Origin of the sequence: Streptomyces sp. DvalAA-14, assembly GCF_900091855.1 — a bacterium.
Classification (GTDB): Bacteria; Actinomycetota; Actinomycetes; order Streptomycetales; family Streptomycetaceae; genus Actinacidiphila.
The window spans coordinates 1-2,177 of sequence record NZ_FMCH01000255.1; the positions used below are offsets into that span (position 1 = coordinate 1).

2 protein-coding genes are annotated in these 2,177 nt (G+C 73.2%); both read left to right on the forward strand.

Features of this window, described 5'->3' with window-relative positions; translation table 11 throughout:
- Positions 1-360: 360 nt before the first annotated feature.
- Positions 361-1,029 carry an LAETG motif-containing sortase-dependent surface protein gene (locus GA0115240_RS13240; RefSeq protein ID WP_107407139.1) on the forward strand — a complete coding sequence of 223 codons (669 nt, stop codon included), beginning with the start codon at positions 361-363 and terminating at the stop codon, positions 1,027-1,029.
- 562 nt (positions 1,030-1,591) lie between these two features.
- Positions 1,592-2,177: alpha/beta hydrolase (locus GA0115240_RS13245; protein ID WP_141708827.1), on the forward strand; the 586-nt coding region annotated here is incomplete at its 3' end.

Genomic DNA, 2,177 nt, shown 5'->3' on the forward strand with positions numbered 1-2,177 from the left:
CGGTAGTGAGGTAGTACGCGTGGTGGCCGCCGCGCCCGTGCGCCGCCGCCAGCCCGAGCGCCACCAGCGCCGTACAGACCGCGGGGCGCGCCGACAGCCGCCCGGTGGCCGGATCGGACTCCGCCACCGCCCCGCGCTGAGCTGCCGAAAGCGCCTTCGCCATAGCGCGGACTCTACTGCCCGGCACCGACACGCCATCCACCGGTCAAGATCCGCATTTCCCGGTGGATATCGCGGAGTTCGCGAGTGCGGGGCCCGGTGCAATGCGCCGGTGGATCAAGGTGTACGGTCCCGGTCTCGCGCATATTCAGGCGGACGGGAAGCCTCGTCCGGGAAGTTCCGGAAATACAAGGAGGATTCATGAGAATGACGCGTGAAAACCGCAGACGCTCGGCAGTGATAGCCGGCGCCGGATTGGCCGCTCTGGCCGGTGCCGGCATCCTCGCCGTCCCCGCCTCCGCGCACTCCGGCGTCTGGTCGGTCACCTGTGACTCGGTGTCGGTGCATCTGAAGGACTACAACGCCCGCGTGACCAACTCGGTGACGCTGTCCGTCGACGGCGGCGCCGTGCTGGCCTCGAAGGACTCCTTCGGCGGCGGCTACGACTTCTCCGGCGCGCTGCCCGACCACACCACCGCGCTCACCGTGCACCTCGTGGTGACGGCCGGCGACAGCAAGCAGTACAACATCGACCAGCGCAAGACGTCCGAGCCGTGCGAGAAGCCGCCGACCACGCCGCCGCCGACGAGTCCCGGCTCGCCGCCGCCCACCACGCCGCCGCCGACCACGACCGCACCGGCCCCGCCCACCGGGTCGACCACCCCGCCGCCCGCCCCGCCCACCGCGACGGCGACCACCAACGCCCCGGTGGTGGCGGGAACCAGCACCGCGCAGGCCGGCGGGAACCTGGCCGAAACCGGTAGCTCCAGCGACACCCCGATGATCGCCGGCATCGCGGTGGCCGCGGTGGTCGTCGGCGGCGGGGCCCTGGTGTTCGCCCGCAGGCGCCGTTCGTCGTCCCACCGCTGAGCGTCCGCCCTCCGCCCACAGGGGTCCACCTCCGCCCGCAGCCGGCCGCAGCCGCCCGCAGCGGTCCGCAGTCGTCGCACCGGGGGTCCGGCGGATGCGGAGAAGGGCCCGTACCGCCGTGCGAACGCACCGGTGCGGGCCCTTCCCCCGGCCCTGCCGCCGACAGCCCGCCCCTCTTTCCGCCGCATTGGCGCTCCGCCGCGATCGAGCACCGTATTGATCACGTTATCGATCACTGTATTGATCATCCGCGGGGCCGCCGACGCGCGCCGAAAAACAGCCGCACCGAAAAACAGCCGCGCCGACCGCCGGCCGGATCTTCCCCGACTGCGCCGGGGGATTGTCCGGAACGGTTGTCGGCGCCGAATGTGCGACACGCCAGGAGTCCGGGAAAAGCACGGGAAAACCCCGCCCTTTGCCGGGGCCGGCCGGCCGCCGGCCCAACTCCTGCCGGGTCGTCCCCGTACCGGGCCGTCGTCGGTCGGGCCCGACCTCGCGGTGAAGTGCCGCAGCCGCCGTCGCGCGCCCGCCGCGGATGACGGGCAGCCCGTAGGATCGGAGGATGGATCTTCGATGGCCGCGGCGCAGGCGGTGGTTGGCCGCGGCCGGGGCGTTCGCCGTGCTGGTGGCCGGGTCCGTCGCGGTCGGCACCGCGAACGCGGCCGGCGGGCCGGCCGTCCATCGCAGCGACGCCCTGCTCAGCGGGGCCGGCGGCGTACGCCTGGACACCTCCTTCTTCACCGCCGGCGGCCCCGGCCGCCGCCCCGCGGTGCTGCTCGGCCACGGTTTCGGCGGCAGCAAGGACGACGTGCGCGGCCAGGCCGAGGACCTCGCCCGGCACGGCTACGCGGTGCTGACCTGGTCGGCCCGCGGCTTCGGCCACTCCGGCGGCCGGATCGGGCTCAACGCCGAGGACGGCGAGGTCGCCGATGTCAGCAAGCTGATCGATTGGCTCGCCACCCGCCCCGAAGTACGCCTCGACGCGCCGGGCGACCCCCGGGTCGGTATCTCCGGCACGTCCTACGGCGGCGCGATCTCGCTGCTCGCGGCGGGCTACGACCACCGGGTGGACGCCATCGCGCCCCGCGAGACGTACTGGAACCTGTCCGACGCGCTGTTCCCGAACGACGTCTACAAGAAACTGTGGG

What these genes read in the sequence shown, in the direction of transcription:
- GA0115240_RS13240 (WP_107407139.1), top strand. Translation starts at nt 361, where the DNA reads ATGAGAATGACGCGTGAAAACCGCAGACGCTCGGCAGTGATAGCCGGC.